The 15,961-nt window shown below is 71.7% G+C and carries 12 protein-coding genes and 1 pseudogene; 5 read left to right on the plus strand and 8 right to left on the minus strand.

Going from position 1 to position 15,961, the window contains the following annotated elements:
* Positions 1-179 precede the first annotated feature (179 nt).
* The 7 genes and pseudogenes from ACQPZZ_RS03260 to ACQPZZ_RS03290 form a co-directional block, all read right to left on the minus strand.
* The gene (locus tag ACQPZZ_RS03260; protein WP_432928796.1) at positions 180-1,565 is read right to left on the minus strand and encodes a hypothetical protein; all 1,386 of its coding nucleotides are present in this window, start codon (positions 1,563-1,565) and stop codon (positions 180-182) included.
* 160 nt (positions 1,566-1,725) lie between these two features.
* Entirely contained in the window at positions 1,726-4,314 is a 2,589-nt protein-coding gene (gene clpB / locus ACQPZZ_RS03265; RefSeq protein ID WP_432928798.1) for an ATP-dependent chaperone ClpB, read from the minus strand.
* A gap of 59 nt (positions 4,315-4,373) precedes the next feature.
* Positions 4,374-4,685 (minus strand): annotated as a pseudogene (locus ACQPZZ_RS03270) (heat shock protein transcriptional repressor HspR); the annotation flags it as partial.
* Between the two features lie 4 nt (positions 4,686-4,689).
* Positions 4,690-5,862 carry a molecular chaperone DnaJ gene (dnaJ, locus tag ACQPZZ_RS03275; protein ID WP_432928800.1) on the minus strand — a complete coding sequence of 391 codons (1,173 nt, stop codon included), beginning with the start codon at positions 5,860-5,862 and terminating at the stop codon, positions 4,690-4,692.
* An 80-nt stretch (positions 5,863-5,942) separates the two neighbouring features.
* Positions 5,943-6,596, minus strand: a complete 654-nt coding sequence (grpE, locus tag ACQPZZ_RS03280; RefSeq protein WP_432928802.1) for a nucleotide exchange factor GrpE — start codon at positions 6,594-6,596, stop codon at positions 5,943-5,945.
* Positions 6,593-8,467 carry a molecular chaperone DnaK gene (dnaK, locus tag ACQPZZ_RS03285; protein ID WP_432928804.1) on the minus strand — a complete coding sequence of 625 codons (1,875 nt, stop codon included), beginning with the start codon at positions 8,465-8,467 and terminating at the stop codon, positions 6,593-6,595. The genes grpE and dnaK overlap by 4 nt, the downstream gene beginning before the upstream one ends.
* 194 nt (positions 8,468-8,661) lie before the next feature.
* Positions 8,662-9,162: a hypothetical protein gene (locus ACQPZZ_RS03290; protein WP_432928806.1), complete on the minus strand. Its 501-nt coding sequence runs from the start codon at positions 9,160-9,162 to the stop codon at positions 8,662-8,664.
* 281 nt (positions 9,163-9,443) lie between these two features.
* On the opposite strand from ACQPZZ_RS03290, the gene ACQPZZ_RS03295 reads away from it, so the two are divergent.
* Together ACQPZZ_RS03295 and ACQPZZ_RS03300 are read left to right on the plus strand one after the other, a co-directional pair.
* Positions 9,444-10,172, plus strand: coding sequence for an ABC transporter ATP-binding protein (locus ACQPZZ_RS03295; protein ID WP_432928809.1), 729 nt, complete (start codon positions 9,444-9,446; stop codon positions 10,170-10,172).
* 102 nt (positions 10,173-10,274) lie between these two features.
* Positions 10,275-11,009 carry an ABC transporter permease gene (locus ACQPZZ_RS03300; RefSeq protein WP_432928811.1) on the plus strand — a complete coding sequence of 245 codons (735 nt, stop codon included), beginning with the start codon at positions 10,275-10,277 and terminating at the stop codon, positions 11,007-11,009.
* A gap of 104 nt (positions 11,010-11,113) precedes the next feature.
* Here the strand turns inward: ACQPZZ_RS03300 and ACQPZZ_RS03305 are convergent, their stop codons facing one another.
* Positions 11,114-12,682, minus strand: a complete 1,569-nt coding sequence (locus ACQPZZ_RS03305; RefSeq protein WP_432928813.1) for an alpha/beta hydrolase — start codon at positions 12,680-12,682, stop codon at positions 11,114-11,116.
* 222 nt (positions 12,683-12,904) lie between these two features.
* Here ACQPZZ_RS03305 and proC point away from each other — a divergent pair, with 222 nt between their 5' ends.
* The 3 genes from proC to ACQPZZ_RS03320 all read left to right on the plus strand — a co-directional run bounded on the left by proC (position 12,905) and on the right by ACQPZZ_RS03320 (position 15,952).
* Positions 12,905-13,699, plus strand: a complete 795-nt coding sequence (proC, locus tag ACQPZZ_RS03310; protein WP_432928815.1) for a pyrroline-5-carboxylate reductase — start codon at positions 12,905-12,907, stop codon at positions 13,697-13,699.
* A gap of 109 nt (positions 13,700-13,808) precedes the next feature.
* Positions 13,809-15,212, plus strand: coding sequence for an efflux RND transporter periplasmic adaptor subunit (locus tag ACQPZZ_RS03315; protein ID WP_432928817.1), 1,404 nt, complete (start codon positions 13,809-13,811; stop codon positions 15,210-15,212).
* A complete protein-coding gene (locus tag ACQPZZ_RS03320) occupies positions 15,209-15,952 on the plus strand; it encodes an ABC transporter ATP-binding protein (RefSeq protein WP_432928819.1) in 744 nt (247 codons plus the stop codon). The genes ACQPZZ_RS03315 and ACQPZZ_RS03320 overlap by 4 nt, the downstream gene beginning before the upstream one ends.
* Positions 15,953-15,961: the final 9 nt, after the last annotated feature.

Here is a 15,961-nt window from a genome sequence, read left to right on the forward strand (position 1 = left end):
CCGGGGAGTGCGGCCGGTCGGTGTGCGCCTTCCCTGCGGGTGCTCCCGTCTCCCGCCCGGCCGCTGCGTTCCTCCTGCGGCCCGGCCGCTGTGTTCCTCGTGCGGCCTGGCCGTCGTCTGCGGCCCGTGGGCCGCGAGGCCGCCGTCCCGCGCTCGTCCGTGGCGCACGGCGAAGCGGGTTACGGCAGGAGCTTCTTGCCGGTGGCGGCGGCGAAGTCGGTCACCGCGCGCGTGCCCGTCGCCTTGGTGAGGGCGGCCGGGGCGGTGATGTCGTCGTTCTGCCGGCGCGCGGCCGCCTTGGGGTGCTCCCGCGGCTGCAGACGCGGCACATGCCGGCCGTCCGCCGTGTCGGGCCGCACGGCCGCCGAGGTTTCCCTCCCACGCTCGCCGTCGTGCCGCTGACGCTTGTCTTTGGCCTCCTTGCGCTCGCCCTGCGGCAGAGAGGCGTTCCGCGTGCCGGTCGAGGGCCGACCGGCCTGGCCGGTCTGGCCCGCCTGGTTGGCGGCCTGGTTGGCCGCCTGCGCCGGGGCCGGGTTTCCCGGCTGCTTGTGGGGGTGCTGCGCCTTGCGGTGGCGGTGGTCCCGGGCCGGGAAGGTCTGCGTGCTCTGCTTCTGGCCCGAGGCGCCGCTCTGCGAACTGCTGTTGGTGGAGGTGCCCAGAGGTGCGGTGACGCCCTGTGGTCCCTGGTTCTGTGCCTCCGGCTTCTGCGCTCCCCGCTTGTGCGTCTCCGGCTTGTTCGTCTCCGGCTGGTGCGACACGCGGTTCTGCGACGCGGAGTTCTGTGACGCGGGGTTCTGCGAGACGGGGTTCTGTGATGACGCCCGGCCCTGGGGCGAGTCGCCCCGGGAGGCGGCGTCCACCGGCTCGCCTCCCGGCTTCGTGCGCCGGTGGCTCTTCTTCGGACGCTCCTGCGTGACGGGGTGCTCCCGCTCCTTGGCGGCCGGAGCGGTCCGCAGCGCCTCCTGCGGGCAGGTGCCGGTGGCGCCGGGCCTGGCCGGTGCGACGGCCAGGAGCGGCACGGTGCTCCTGCTCGGGAACAGTGTCTTGGCATCCGTGGCGGGAGCGGCGGGTGCGCGGCGTGGCGCGGGAATCGCCGTGGTGCCGGACACGGCGTTGCGCACCGGGGCGGAGACCGCCTGCGCGGGTGCGGAGAGGGTCTTGGCGTCGGCGGGCAGCGCCGCCGCGCCGCCGGGCACAACGGGAAGGGCCTTGGCCCCGCCGGGCGCCGCGCCGGCTACTGCGCCGGCTACCGGGCCCGGCAGCGTACGGGGGCCTGGCACGGCCGGCAGCGCCGCGGGCCCCGGGACGGTCCGCGTGGTCCGCGTGGCCGTGACGAAGCCGGTGGGAAGCGAGTTGTGCCCCTGACCGGCGGCCGCCCCGGCCGTGTCGGCGATGCTCAGCACACCCGCCGCCGGAGCGAGGGTGGACAGCCCTCCCGGGAGGTCGCGGCCTGTCACGTCATGGCTCGTGACGTCATGACTCGTGACGTCGCGGCTTTGGGTCCGGCAGGCGTCGGCGAGCGCGCCGGCCTTCGCCATCGCCGGGCCCCCGGTCAGCCAGCTCACGCCGGCAGTGACCGCCGCAAGCGCGACGCACCGCCCTCGAATACTTCGTGATGTCCTGGACATCCACGTCCCCCTGATCGCGTACGGTAGTCCGACGAACGCCGAACGTAGCAGCGAGCAGAAAGGGCGGGGCGCGCTTGCCTCAATGGTGGGGAAGACCTTACCGAGCGGCCTTGATCTTCAACGTGTCTCCTGCCTCGTCAAAGTCGACGATTACCTCGTCGCCGTCCCGGATGGCCCCCGACAGCAGCTCCCTGGCGAGCTTGTCGCCGATGGCCGACTGGATCAGCCGGCGCAGCGGGCGCGCGCCGTACAACGGGTCGTAGCCGGTCAGCGCGAGCCAGTCGCGGGCGGCGGGCGTGACGGTCAGCGTCAGCCGCCGGTCGGCCAGGCGCCGCGCGAGACGGGCGACCTGCAGGTCCACGATCTGCGACAGCTCCTCGGTGCCCAGCGCGTCGAACACGATGATGTCGTCGAGCCGGTTGAGGAACTCGGGCTTGAACGAGGCCCGCACCGCGTTCAGCACGGCCTCGCGCTTGGCCTCGCCCTCCATCGTGGGATCCACGAGGAACTGCGAGCCGATGTTCGAGGTGAGGATCAGGATCGTGTTGCGGAAATCGACGGTGCGACCCTGCCCGTCGGTGAGCCGGCCGTCGTCGAGCACCTGCAGCAGGATGTCGAAGACCTCGGGATGGGCCTTCTCGATCTCGTCGAGCAGCACCACGGTGTACGGCCTGCGCCGCACGGCCTCGGTGAGTTGGCCGCCCTCCTCGTAGCCGACGTATCCGGGCGGTGCGCCGACCAGACGGGCCACGCTGTGCTTCTCGCCGTACTCGCTCATGTCGATGCGGGTCATGGCCCGCTCGTCGTCGAACAGGAACTCGGCGAGAGCCTTGGCCAGCTCGGTCTTGCCCACGCCGGTCGGGCCGAGGAACAGGAACGAGCCGGTCGGCCGATCCGGGTCGGAGATGCCGGCCCGGGCACGTCGTACGGCGTCGGAGACGGCCTGGACGGCCTCGCGCTGGCCGATCAGGCGCGCGCCCAGCTCGTCCTCCATCCGCAGCAGCTTGGCGGTCTCACCCTCCAGCAGCCGCCCGGCGGGGATGCCGGTCCACGAGGAGATGACTTCGGCGATGTCGTCGGGGCCGACCTCCTCCTTCACCATCGGCTCCTCGGTTTCCGCCGTCTCGGCGGCCTTGGTGGCCTCGGCGAGCTCCTTCTCCAGGCGGGGGACGTCGCCGTACATGAGCCGGGACGCGGCCTCGAAGTCGCCGTCGCGCTGGGCCCGCTCGGCGGCGCCGCGCGCCTCGTCGAGCTGCTTTTTCAGCTCGCCGACCTTGTTGAGGCCGGCCTTCTCCCGCTCCCACCGGCCGACCAGCGCGTTGAGGTCCTCCTGGCGGTTGGCCAGCTCCTCGCGGAGCTTCTCCAGACGCTGGCGGCTGGCCTCGTCGGTCTCCTTGGCGAGCGCGAGCTCCTCCATCTTCAGGCGGTCCACGCTCCGCTGGAGCTGGTCGATCTCCACCGGCCGCGAGTCGATCTCCATGCGCAGCCGCGACATCGACTCGTCGACCAGGTCGATCGCCTTGTCGGGGAGGAAACGCGACGTGATGTACCGGTCGGAGAGCGTCGCGGCGGCGACCAGGGCGCTGTCGGAGATCTGCACCTGGTGGTGGGCCTCGTAGCGGCCCTTGAGCCCACGCAGGATCGCGATGGTGTCCTCGACGGTGGGCTCGCCGACGTAGACCTGCTGGAACCGCCGCTCCAGGGCGGGGTCCTTCTCGATGCGCTCGCGGTACTCGTCGAGCGTGGTCGCGCCGATCATGCGCAGCTCACCGCGGGCCAGCATGGGCTTGAGCATGTTGCCCGCGTCCATCGCGCCCTCGGCGGCGCCCGCGCCGACCATCGTGTGCAGCTCGTCGATGAACGTCACGATCTGGCCGTTGCTCTCCTTGATCTCGGTGAGCACGGCCTTGAGGCGTTCCTCGAACTCGCCGCGGTATTTGGCGCCCGCGACCATCGCGCCGAGGTCCAGCGCGACGAGACGCTTGTTGCGCAGGCTCTCGGGCACGTCGCCGGCGACGATCCGCTGGGCGAGGCCCTCGACCACGGCGGTCTTGCCGACGCCGGGCTCACCGATCAGCACGGGGTTGTTCTTGGTGCGGCGCGACAGCACCTGGACGACCCGGCGGATCTCGCTGTCGCGGCCGATGACCGGGTCGAGTTTGCCCGACCGCGCCCGCTCGGTGAGATCGACGCCGTACTTCTCCAGCGCCTGGTAGGTGTCCTCCGGCGTCTCGCTGGTCACCCTGGCGTGCCCGCGGACCTTCTCGAACGCCTCCAGGAGCGCGTCGGGGGTGGCGCCCGCGGCCTTCAGCAGGTCGGCGACCTGCCCGCCGTCGGTGGCGAGCCCGACGAGCAGGTGCTCGGTCGAGACGTACTCGTCCTCGAGCTGCTTGGCCCGCTGCGCGGCGGTGTTGAGCACGGTCAGCAGCTGGCGTGAGCTGGACGGGGCGCTCACGGTGGAGCCCTGCGCCTTGGGCAGGCGGTCCAGCAGCTCCTCGGCCTGGGCGCGCACATGCCGGGGGTCCGCCCCGACGGCCTGCAGCAGCGACCCGGCGATGCCGCCGTTCTGCGCCAGCAGGGTCGTCAGCAGGTGCGCGGGCGCGACCTCGGGGTTGCCGTCCGCCGCGGCGCGCCGGACGGCCGCGGACAGGGCCTCCTGGCTTTTCTGGGTGAACTTGTAGTCCATATGTGAATGCCTCGATTCGCCGGTCAGGCAGGTGGCAGTTCGTAGCGGACCAGTGCCCGCAACATGGTGACCTCACCCCTGAGCCGTGTGACCTCCTCGCGCATGCGCATGTTCTCGGTTTCGAGCTCGAGGATGCGCTTGATGCCGGCGAGATTGATGCCGTGCTCCTGGGAGAGCCGCTGGACCTCGCGCAGCAGCACGATGTCCCTGGTGGAGTAGAGCCGCCCCCGCCCGGCCGTACGGCCGGGGCTGACGAGGCCGAGCCGGTCGTACTGGCGGAGCGTCTGCGGGTGCAGCCCGGACAGCTGGGCGGCTACGGAGATCACATAGACGGGGGTGTCGTCGGAAAGGTCGAAAAACCTGGCATCCATCGGCTCACTCGCTTCTGGCCTGCTTGATCAGTTCTTCGCGAAGGTCCGGGCCCTCGGTGGCGTTCCTGAACTCCTCGAGGGCCGCGCGGGCCTTGTCGTCGAGGTTCTGGGGCACCGTGACCTGGACGGTGACCAGCAGATCGCCCTTCGTGCCGTCCTTGCGGGAGGCCCCCCGGCCCCGCACCCGGAACGTCCGCCCGTTGGGCGTCCCCTCCGGGATGCGCAGGGTCACCGGCATCCCCCGGAGAATCGGCACCTTGATCTCGGCGCCGAGCGCGGCCTCGGGGAAGGTGACGGGGACCGTGACGGTCAGGTTCTCCCCGCTGCGCCCGAACACGGGGTGCGGCTTGACGTGGACCAGCACGTAGAGGTCGCCGGCCGGGCCGCCGTTCTCACCGGGCGCGCCCTTGCCCTTGATCCTGATGCGCTGGCCGTCGCCGACTCCGGCCGGGATGCGGGCCTGGATCGTACGGGTGCTCTTGCCGCGCCCGCTGCCGTCGCAGACGGGGCAGGGGTCGTCGACCACCAGGCCCCGGCCGCGGCAGTCACGGCACGGCTCGGAGAAGGCGAAGTTGCCGAGGTTGCGGCTGGCCGCCCCGGTTCCCTCGCAGGTCGGGCAGACCCGCGGCGTGGTGCCCGCCTTCGCCCCCGTGCCGCCGCAGGCGGTGCAGGCGGCCGAACTGGTGAGCCGGAGTGACACGGTCGTGCCGTCGACCGCCTCGCCGAAGGTGAGCGTCACCTCCGACTCGACGTCCTGGCCGCGCCGGGGCCGGGCGGTCGTCGTGCGCGTGCCCGCGCCGCCCCGGTTGAACAGCCCCCCGAACAGGTCCCCGATCCGCTCGCCCGATCCAGAGCCGCCGAACAGGTCGCCCAAGTCGAAGTTGAAGCCGCCGCCGGCACCGCGTGGACCGCCCGCCCCCGCGAAGCCGCCCACGCCCGACCCGAACAGGGTGCGAGCCTCGTCGTACTCCTTGCGCCGCTTGGCGTCGGACAGCACGTCGTACGCCTCGGAGACCTCTTTGAACTTCTCCTCGGTCTCCTTGTTCCCCGGGTTGGCGTCGGGGTGGTACTGCCGGGCGAGCTTGCGGTACGCCTTCTTGATCTCTTCGGCGCTCGCGGTCTTGGGCACACCAAGGACGGCGTAGTAGTCCTTTTCCAAGTAGTCCTTGGTGCTCATCTATCGCTTCCTTCGCACGAAAGGGGGAGTGAATCGGTGTCTCTCCCGATCTTCGCCGATCGGGAGAGACCTTCGCGGTTTCAGTTCTCGTCCGGCCCGTCGGACGAACCGTCCGCGCCGGACTCACCGGAGCCGGCCGCCGTCTGCTCCGGCGCCGCCTCCTCGCTCGGCTCGGCCACGGCCACCCGGGCGGCGCGCAGGATCCGGTCGTTGATCCGGTAGCCCGGCTGCAGGATCTCGACGCACGTGGGCTCGGACACCTCGGCCGAGTAGCTGTGCAGCAGGGCCTCGTGCACGGTCGGGTCGAAGGGGTCGCCCTTCGCGCCGTACACGGTCAGGCCCAGCTTGCCGACGGCCGCCTCCAGCGACTCGCTCACCTTCGCGAAGCCACCGGTCAGCTCGCCGTGGTCGCGGGCGCGGCCGATGTCGTCGAGCACCGGCAGCAGCTCGGTGAGCACGCTCGCGACGGCCTGCTCCCTGACGGCGATCCGGTCGCGCTCGACCCGCTTGCGGTAGTTGCTGAACTCCGCCTGGAGCCGCTGAAGGTCGGCGGTGCGCTCGGCGAGCAGGCCCGTCGCGGACCCCTCGGCAGGCGCGGTCTCCACCCCCTGGTCCCCGGGGGCGGCCTCGGGCGCGCCCCCGTCGGACTCACGGGCCTTGCCGGTCTCCGGGTCGATCTTGCGGTTGTCGCGGATCACCGGCTCCTCCTCGAAGCCGTTCTCACGCGGGCTCACTTGCGGCCGCCCTCCCGCTCGTCGTCGACGATCTCGGCCTCGACCACGTCCTCGTCGGCCTTCGCCTGCGCGCCCTCGGCACCCTCGGCGCCCGCGCCGGCCGCGGCGCCCTCGGCGCCGGCCTGGGACTGGGCGTAGATGGCCGAGCCCATCTTCTGGCTGACCGTGGCGAGCTTCTCGGCGGCGGTGCGGATGGTGGGGACGTCGGTGCCCTCCAGCGCCTTCTTCAGCTCGGCGAGCGAGTCGTTGACCTCGGTCTTCACGTCGGCCGGGACCTTCTCGTCGTTCTCGCGGAGGAACTTCTCCGTCTGGTAGGCCAGCGCGTCCGCGTTGTTGCGGACCTCGGCCTCCTCGCGGCGCCGCTTGTCGTCCTCGGCGTAGGACTCCGCCTCGCGCATCATGCGCTCGATGTCGTCCTTGCCCAGGGCCGAGCCGCCGGTGATGGTCATCGACTGCTCCTTGCCCGTGCCGAGGTCCTTCGCCGACACGTTCACGATGCCGTTGGCGTCGATGTCGAAGGTGACCTCGATCTGCGGGATGCCGCGCGGGGCCGGGGCGATGCCGGTCAGCTCGAAGGTGGCCAGCTTCTTGTTGTACGCCGCGATCTCGCGCTCGCCCTGGTAGACCTGGATCTGCACCGACGGCTGGTTGTCCTCGGCCGTGGTGAAGACCTCCGAGCGCTTGGTCGGGATCGTCGTGTTGCGCTCGATGATCTTGGTGAAGATCCCGCCCTTGGTCTCGATGCCCAGGCTGAGCGGGGTGACGTCGAGCAGCAGGACGTCCTTGACCTCGCCCTTCAGGACACCGGCCTGGAGCGCGGCGCCGATGGCCACGACCTCGTCCGGGTTCACGCCCTTGTTGGGCTCCTTGCCGCCGGTCAGCTCCTTGACCAGGTCGGACACGGCCGGCATACGGGTGGAGCCGCCGACCATGACCACGTGGGCGATGTCGGAGACCTTGATCCCGGCGTCCTTGATGACCTGGTGGAAGGGGCCCTTGCAGCGCTCGAGCAGGTCGGCGGTGATCCGCTGGAACTCCGCCCGGGTCAGCTTCTCCTCCAGGTGCAGCGGGCCCTCGGAGGAGGCGGTGATGTAGGGCAGGTTGATCGTGGTCTCGGTCTGGGCCGACAGCTCGATCTTGGCCTTCTCGGCCGCCTCGCGCAGGCGCTGGAGGGCCATCTTGTCCTTGGACAGGTCCACGCCGTGCGCGTTCTTGAAGCGGGTCACCAGCTCGTCGACGACGCGCTGGTCCCAGTCGTCGCCGCCGAGGTGGTTGTCACCGCTGGTGGCCTTGACCTCGACGAACCCGTGCCCGTCCTCCTGGCCGACGTCGAGCAGGGACACGTCGAAGGTGCCGCCGCCGAGGTCGAAGACCAGGATGGTCTGGTCCTTCTCCTTGTCGAGGCCGTAGGCCAGGGCCGCGGAGGTGGGCTCGTTGATGATGCGCAGCACGTTGAGGCCCGCGATCTGACCGGCCTCCTTGGTGGCCTGCCGCTGGGCGTCGTTGAAGTACGCCGGGACGGTGATCACCGCGTCGGCGATCTTCTCGCCCAGGTACGCCTCCGCGTCCTGCTTGAGCTTCTGCAGGACGAAGGCGCTGATCTGCTGGGGCGTGAACTTCTTGCCGTCGATCTCGATCGACCAGTCCGTGCCCATGTGGCGCTTGACCGAGCGGATGGTCCTGTCGACGTTGGTCACCGCCTGCCGCTTGGCGACCTCGCCGACGAGAACCTCCCCGTTCTTCGCGAACGCGACCACGGACGGCGTGGTCCGCGAGCCCTGAGCGTTCGCGATGACCGTGGGCTCGCCGCCCTCGAGGATCGAGACGACGGAGTTGGTCGTCCCCAGGTCGATACCTACCGCACGTGCCATGAGTACGTCCTTGTAGTCAAAGTTGAGTCGGTCAGACTCAAATACTGAAGCCCCGGTGGGGGTTCTGTCAAACAGCTTGAGTCTATGGGGCTCAACCCTGAGGCGCGCGGGTTTGTTCCCTTCATCCGCGAATCCGTGCGAACCGTCCTGCCTGCCTCGCGGCGGGCGGCCCGCACGCCGCCCGTCCGCCCGGCCTATTTGGCGCCGTCCACGATCTTCCGTGCGTCGAGCGGGGCCTTGAGGTGCACCTTCGTGGTCTTCAGGATCGCGATCGCGATGCACACGGCGTCGGGCGATCGCCTGTCCTGTCCCTCGTACAGGGTGACGGTGACCTCGCGCGCGCTCTCGGTCACCTCGACGCGGTCGAGCACGGTGCAGGGCTCCACTCCGGACCACCACACGACGTCGAGTGACCGGCCGTCGGCCGCGGGAGTGGCGCTCTCCCACGGCACCTTCCGGGGATGCAGAGTGGGCCCGGCCGGGGTCACGGGAGACGGAGTGCCGCTCGGCGCGCCCGACGGGGCCGCCGGTGCGCCGGTGGCCGCGCCCGGAGCCTGGACCGGCGGGCGGGAGGGGTGATCGGCCCCGGCGCCGGAGGGGGAGCCCTCCGGCTGCTCGGGTGAGGCCGAGGTGGAGGAGGTTCCCCCGCAGGCGACGGCCAGGAACAGCAGGGCCACGAGCCAGAGCTTTCTCATGTCCCTTACACGGTTGTAAAGGCCTCCGGGTTCACCCGCTGTGACCGTCCAACGCGCCCTCGGAACGCTCCCTCGGCGCTCCCGGCGCGCAGGGGTGCCCCGCCGGTGCGCTCGGAGCAGGGAACACCCGCTCCGGGGAGGGAACACGCGCTCCGAGGAGGAACCAGTGCGGCCGTGACCGGCGCCCGGGGCCGCGGTCCCGATGCGACCGGCTGTGCGCGCCGGCGCCGGTCACGCGCTCGTGCGTTGACGCGCCGGAGTCGCCGGGCTAATTTCAACACATGATGAATTTATCGGGTCCCGCGATCGCCGTACGGGATCTGCGGGTGTCGAGAGGCGGGACCGAGGTCCTGCACGGCCTCTCCTTCGAAGTGCCGCGGGGGCAGGTCACCGGCCTGCTCGGGCCGAGCGGCTGCGGCAAGACGACGCTGATGCGCGCGATCGTCGGCGTCCAGACGGTGGCCGGCGGCGAGGTGCGCGTACTCGGCGAGCCGGCCGGGAGCGCGGGCCTGCGGCGCAGGATCGGCTACTCCACCCAGAGCCCGGCCGTCTATCGCGACCTGACCGTGCTGGAGAACCTGCGTTACTTCGCGGCGGTGCTCGGCGCGCCCAAGGACGACCCCGAGCGGGTGCTGACGGAGGTGGGGCTCGCCGGCGCCGCCCACAAGCTCGGGTCCACGCTCTCGGGCGGACAACTGGGCCGCGCCGGGCTCGCCGTGGCCCTGCTCGGCCGTCCGGAACTGCTCGTGCTGGACGAGCCGACGGTCGGACTCGACCCCGTGCTGCGGCAGGAGCTGTGGGCGCTCTTCCGGCGCCTGGCCGAGGGCGGCGCCACGCTCCTGGTCTCCAGCCACGTCATGGACGAGGCCGCGCGGTGCGAGCGGCTCATCGTGCTGCGGCAGGGGGAGATCCTCGCCGACGACACCCCCGGTGGCCTGCGCGCTCACACGCGCACCACCGATCTGGAGGAGGCGTTCCTGCGCCTGATCGAGAAGAGGGCGGCGGCGTGAGCGGGCGAAGCGGGCGAACCGACAGGCGCAGTGCGGTGCGCGGGGTGCTCGACTGCGCGCCTCCCGCGCGACCCGGCTCCGGGCCGAAGGCGAGGAGGTGACATGAGTATCGCGATCACCCTCGCCACCGCCCGGCGGATCATGAGCCAGCTTCACCACGACCGGCGCACGGTCGCGCTGATGGTGCTGGTGCCGACGCTGGTGATGATCCTGCTCTACTACGTGATCGACGACGCGCGGTCGTTCGGCCGCTGGGCGCCGATCCTCCTGTGTGTCTTCCCCTTCCTGGTGATGTTCCTCATCACGTCGATCGCGACCCTGCGCGAGCGTACGTCGGGGACGCTGGAGCGGCTCATGGCGATGCCGCTCGGCCGGCTAGACCTCCTCCTCGGGTACGGCCTCGCGTTCGGGCTGGCGGCGTGCGCCCAGGTGGCGCTCGCGCTGGCCGTCTCCCTCACCTGGCTGGGCCTGGACCTGCCCGGCCCGCTGTGGCCGCTGGTGCTCGTCGCGCTGCTCAACGCCCTGCTCGGCACCGCGCTCGGCCTGCTGTGCAGCGCGTTCGCCCGTACGGAGTTCCAGGCCGTGCAGTTCATGCCGATCGTCATGCTTCCCCAGATCCTGCTCGGGGGGATCCTCGTGCCACGCGGCCAGATGGCGACCGTGCTCGAATGGATCTCGGACGTGCTGCCCATGTCGTACGCGATCGAGGCGATGGGGCACGCGGTCGCGGACTCCGGGCAGGGCGCCGAGTTCTGGCGCGACGTCGTCGTGGTGGCGGGGTCGGCCGTGCTCGCCCTCCTGCTCGGCGCCGCCACGCTGCGCCGGCGTACGCCGTGAGAAACCGCGCCCCGGCACCCCGCGTCCCGAGAACCCGTGCCCCGAGAACCGGAGAAGGCAGGGCCCCGGCCGGGAATCGGCCGGGGCCCGCGGGAGAAGGGGTGTCAGCGCTCGCCGGGCACCCAGTCGTCACCCTGCACGGGGACAGCCGACTGCAGCGCGGTCACCGGGGCGGGCGGAACGGGGTCGGGGAACGGCGCGCAGTGCGCGTCAGGCCCCGGCCGGCTCATCGGGAGCGTGCCGTCGGTCAGGTACGCCTTCCAGATGCCGTCGACGCACGCGTCGCCGCGGCCGGTCAGGCCGTGGTTGCCGCCGCCGTCCATGACCACCAGGCGTGAGTTCGGGAAGCGCCTGTGCATCTCGACCCCGCCCTCGTACGGCGTGGCGCCGTCCTTGGTGTCCTGGAAGATCAGCGCGTCCTTGACCCGGCGGCCGTCGATGTGCGGCTCGTGCCCGCCGCGCACGGGCCAGAAGGCGCACTGCGCGTTATACCAGGCGTTGCCCCAGCTCAGGAACGGCGCCTCGCGGTACGACAGCCACATGTCGCGGTGCCATCTCGCCCAGTCGCGCGGCCAGTTGGCGTCGGAGCACTCGACGGCCGAGTAGACGGCGACCCCGTTGTCGTCGCCGCTGGAGTCGCCGTACGTGCCGTAGGCGGCCAGCAGCGGGGCCGTCTCGCCGGCGGTGAAGTAGCGGGACAGCGCGTTCGCCAGGAGGGGCCAGCGGCTCTTGAGGTAGCCGCCCGCCAGGTAGGTGTCGTCGAACTCGTCCGGCCCGACCCTGCCCTCGGCAGGGGTGTCCTTCAGCCTGGCGCGGGCCGTGTAGAACGCCTGCTCCACCTCCCTGGCCGTCGTGCCGAGGTGATAGGTGTCGTCGAATCTGGCGATCCAGGCGAAGAAGTCCTTGGCGCGGCCCTCGAAGGCGCGGTTCTGGTCGATGTTGGCCTCGTACCACACCCGTGAGGGGTCGACGTTGCTGTCGAGCACCAGGCGGCGAACCCGGGAGGGGAACAGCGTCGCGTAGGTCGCGCCGAGATAGGTGCCGTAGGAATAGCCGACGTAGCTGATCTGCTCCTGGCCGAGGGCCTTGCGGATCTGGTCCATGTCCGTGGCCGCGTCGGTCGTGGTCATGTTCTTCAGCAGGTCCCCGTAGGTCCTGCCGCACGCCTCGGCGTACGCGCGGGAGCGCTGGGCCCAGGCCAGCTCCTCGGTGATGGTGGAGGGCACGTAGTCGGGCCGTACCGGATCGGAGAAGTGTGGATCGCAGCTCAGCGAGGGCTCGCTGGAGCCGACGCCGCGCGGGTCGAAGCCGATCAGGTCGTACTGGGCGGCGAGGGCGGCGCCCAGCCGGCTCTCCATGACCGCGGGGTACGCCAGGCCGCTGCTGCCGGGTCCGCCGGGGTTGAACAGGAGCGCACCCTGGTAGTGGGCGGTGTCCGTCGCCTTCTTGCGGGAGACGGCGATCTTGATCGTCCGGCCCCGGGGGTGGGTGTAGTCGAGCGGGACCTCGACCGCCGCGCACTCGATGCCGCCGGGCAGGCCCTCGCACTGCGTCCACCGCGGCGCGGGCGGCGTGTAGTCGGAGGCCTGGGCCGCATCGGCCGCGGGTGGCGCGACCAGCGCTCCACTCAGACCCAGGCCGGCGATGGCCAGCGCTACGAGGATCTTCTTCACGTGAACCCCTTCGACGCCGACGGCCCCTTCGTTGAAACCGACTTATGGCATCTTGGGTAGATCATCCGGATAAAGACGGTGCAAAGCGACAGGCGTCGGCGGTTGGTTGCGAAACCGCAACATTTCCCGTCGCCGGATCTTGACGCCGGGTGTCGGAACCGCGCGTGCGGCGGGCCGGTAAGCTGCGTGGAGATCCCGGCCACGCCCAGAAGAGGTGCAGGAATGATCGCGATTCTCGGGACCGGAAAGATGGGCGAGGCCCTGCTCTCCGGGCTGGTACGCGCCGGTCTGCGACCGGACGAGATCATGGCGACGGCCCGCAGGCCCGAGCGCGCCGAGGCGCTTCGCGAGCGGTACGGCGTGCGCGTGGTGAGCAACGCCGAGGCCGCCAAGCTGGCCGAGACGCTGATCCTCGCCGTCAAGCCGCAGGACATGGACGCGCTGCTGACCGAGGTCTCCCCGCACGTGGCCGCCGACCGGCTGGTGATCTCGGTGGCCGCCGGCATCACGACCGCCTTCGTGGAGGCGAGGCTCGGTGACGGTATGGCGGTCGTCAGGGTCATGTCGAACACGCCCGTCCTCGTGGACGAGGCCATGAGCGTGATCTCGGCCGGGGCGCACGCCTCGGAGGAGCACCTCAAGCGCACCGAGGCGCTGCTCAGCCCGGTGGGCAAGGTGCTGCGCATCCCCGAGAAGCAGCAGGACGCCGCCACCGCCCTGTCCGGCAGCGGCCCGGCCTACTTCTTCTACCTGGTCGAGGCCATGGTCGACGCCGGGATCCTGCTGGGCATGCCGCGGGCCGCCGCCCTCGACATGGTCACCCAGTCGATCGTCGGGGCGGCGATCATGCTGCGTGACTCGGGGGAGCACCCGGTGATCCTGCGTGAGGCCGTGACCTCACCCGGAGGCACCACGATCGCCGCCATCGCCGAGCTGGAGCGCCACAAGGTGCGGGCCGCGTTCCTCGACGCCATCGAGGCGGCGTGCGAACGCAGCCGCCGTCTCGCCGCCGGCTGAGGCACGGCGTCCCGGCTGCCGGGCGGTGCTCGCGGCTCGCGCCCCGGCCGCCATGCGATGATCGACATCTGCCCGATCACTCGTTGACCATTCCTTTACCATTGGCCGGGTGACGCCTCGTCGCGGGATCGTCCCGCTTCTCGCCGTCCTGCTCGCCGCCGGGTGCTCGTCGACCGAACCTCCGAAAGCCCAGGTGGCGACGGTCACCAGGACCACCGTCAGCGAGGTCGTCGAGGCCCCGGCGACGGTGGGCGCGCGTGCGACGGCCACGTTGACCGCCCCCGCATCCGGCACGGTCGCCCGTCTGTACGTCCAGGACGGCGACACGGTGAAAAAGGGCCAGATCATCGCCAAGATCAGCTCTCCCCAGGCCAAGCGGCAGCTGTCGGCCGCGCGGAAGGCCGACAGCCAGGCCGCCCGTCCCGTGTCCTTCGGCGGCGCTCCGGTGAGCGTACGGCTGCCGCGCCTGCGGCTGCCGGCCTCCTTCGACGCGAAGGTCGCCACGTCCTTCGCCCGGGCCAGGAAGGCGGCCAGGTCGGTCGGCGACCGCACGGTCAGGGCCCGGCTGCTGGCCGCGATCGACGCCGCGGAGAAGCGCCAGAGGGCCGAGCGGCGGGCGCTCGGGGCGGTGCTCGACGGGCTCACCCGTTCGATCGACCAGACGCTGTCGCAGGTGAGCGGCCAGGTGAGCGCGGGGATGAGCGGGCTGAGCGCGTCCATGGCGTCGCTGCGGGCGGCGTCGAGGTCCCAGACCAGAGCGGCCGTGCGCGCGGCGGAGCAGACCGTGGACGCCCTGGTCGTCAAGGCGCCCTTCGGCGGGATCGTCACGCTCGGCGGCGCTTCCTCCGCCGGCGGCGCCGCCGGTCTCGACGCGCTGGTCTCGCAGCTACCGGCCGGGTTGTCCGGCTTGACGGGGGCGGGCCAGGCGGGAGCCGCCGCGGCCGCCCCCGCGGGCCGTTCCGGCGGGACGATCGCCACCGGCGTCCCGGTGGCCGCGGGTGATCCGATCGTCACCGTGACCGACGTGTCCGTGCTCACGCTGTCCGCCGACGTGGACGAGACCGACGTGCTGCTGGTCCGCAAGGGCACGCCCGCCGAGGTCGAGTTCGACGCGGTGACCGGCGGGACGTACACCGCCACCGTGACCGGCGTCGGGGTCGCCCCCAAGGAGGGCGCGACCGGCGGGGTCAGCTATCCCGTACGGCTGCGCCTGGGGCGGGGCTCCTACGACGACGGCGGCGCGGCCCCCGCGCCCAAACCCGGGATGAGCGCCGTGGTGCGGCTCGCCGTACGGCGGTCGGAGAACGCCACCGCCGTGCCCGCTTCGGCGATCGTCACGAGCGGCCGGGAGATGATCGTGTGGGCGGAGCACGGCGGGAAGGCCGAACGGCGGGTCGTCCGGCTGGGCGCGCAGGGCGACGCGGTCGTGGAGATCCTGAGCGGGGTGTCCCCCGGCGAGCGCGTGGTGGTCAGGGGCGCCGACACCGTGCGCCCCGGCCAGTCTCTGACGTGAGCCGCGACGACGGCCAAGGCGCGCCCGCCACGCGGCCGGCACCTGAGCCGATCGGGGCGGCGGCGCCGGCGTTCGAGGCGATCGGCCTCACCCGCTCCTACCGGCTGGACGGCGGGGTGCATGTCGATGCGCTGCGCGGGGTGGACCTGCGCATCGGGCAGGGGGAGTTCGCGGCGATCGTGGGCCCGTCGGGCTCGGGCAAGTCCACGCTGATGCACCTGCTCGGCTGCCTCGACCGGCCGACCTCCGGCACGCTGCGGGTGAACGGCGTGGACGTGGCGACGCTCGACGACTCCGGGCTGGCCGACCTGCGCAACCGCACGATCGGCTTCGTGTTCCAGTCCTTCCACCTGCTGGCCCGCACCTCCGCGCTCGACAACGTGGCGCTGCCGCTGGTCTACCGGGGCGTGTCCCGGGCCGAGCGCCGGGAGCGGGCCAGGGCGGCGCTGGAGGCGGTCGGGCTCGGCCACCGGCTCACCCACCGGCCGTCCCAGATGTCCGGCGGCGAGCAGCAGCGGGTGGCCGTCGCCCGCGCGCTGGTGGGCGACCCCCGGGTGGTGCTGGCCGACGAACCCACCGGCAACCTCGACACCCGCAACGGCGAGGAGGTGATGAGCCTGCTCGAACGGCTCAACGAGGGCGGCGTCGCCGTCGTCCTCGTCACCCACGACGCCGAGGTCGCCGCCCGGGCCCGGCGCCAGATCCACGTACGGGACGGCCGGGTGGAGCTCGACAGATGAGGACCCTGT

It is taken from the genome of Microbispora sp. CA-135349 (assembly GCF_050947365.1).
Classification (GTDB): Bacteria; Actinomycetota; Actinomycetes; order Streptosporangiales; family Streptosporangiaceae; genus Microbispora.

What these genes read in the sequence shown, in the direction of transcription:
- clpB (WP_432928798.1), bottom strand. Translation starts at nt 4,314, where the DNA reads ATGGACTACAAGTTCACCCAGAAAAGCCAGGAGGCCCTGTCCGCGGCC.
- dnaJ (WP_432928800.1), bottom strand. Translation starts at nt 5,862, where the DNA reads ATGAGCACCAAGGACTACTTGGAAAAGGACTACTACGCCGTCCTTGGT.
- dnaK (WP_432928804.1), bottom strand. Translation starts at nt 8,467, where the DNA reads ATGGCACGTGCGGTAGGTATCGACCTGGGGACGACCAACTCCGTCGTC.
- ACQPZZ_RS03290 (WP_432928806.1), bottom strand. Translation starts at nt 9,162, where the DNA reads ATGAGAAAGCTCTGGCTCGTGGCCCTGCTGTTCCTGGCCGTCGCCTGC.
- ACQPZZ_RS03295 (WP_432928809.1), top strand. Translation starts at nt 9,444, where the DNA reads ATGATGAATTTATCGGGTCCCGCGATCGCCGTACGGGATCTGCGGGTG.
- ACQPZZ_RS03300 (WP_432928811.1), top strand. Translation starts at nt 10,275, where the DNA reads ATGAGTATCGCGATCACCCTCGCCACCGCCCGGCGGATCATGAGCCAG.
- proC (WP_432928815.1), top strand. Translation starts at nt 12,905, where the DNA reads ATGATCGCGATTCTCGGGACCGGAAAGATGGGCGAGGCCCTGCTCTCC.